Raw genomic sequence first — 344 nt, forward strand, 5'->3', positions numbered from 1 at the left:
CTCACCATCAGATTCGATGATCAATTTAAGGCGGTTTGTCACTTTGGGTAGGTTAAACTTGGCATCGATCCTGGTATTGTATTTGAAGCCGTCATCTTCAAACTGAGTAAAATCATTTTTCCAGCGTACAGAGGTGCCCGCTCTAGCATCCTCAGTTACACGCTCATCAGCAAAGAAATCATCAAACCAAACAGCAGGTTGGCAAAACTTGGTGTTCAGATAGTGATAAGCTCTGGAGATGGCTCTATCGTCCTCGGGTTTGCTCAAGCACTTCTCTTCAGTATCTTCAGCCCAAGAGGGGGCGGATAATCCTGTGAGTAGGAATGTGATGAAAATGGCTCTAC

The 344-nt window shown here is 45.1% G+C and carries 1 pseudogene; it reads right to left on the reverse strand.

Going from position 1 to position 344, the window contains the following annotated elements:
• A pseudogene (locus AB4585_RS28385) lies at positions 1 to 344 on the reverse strand (hypothetical protein); the annotation flags it as partial.

Origin of the sequence: Vibrio sp. 10N.222.49.C9 (assembly GCF_041474985.1) — a bacterium.
Taxonomy (GTDB): Bacteria; Pseudomonadota; Gammaproteobacteria; order Enterobacterales; family Vibrionaceae; genus Vibrio; species Vibrio crassostreae_C.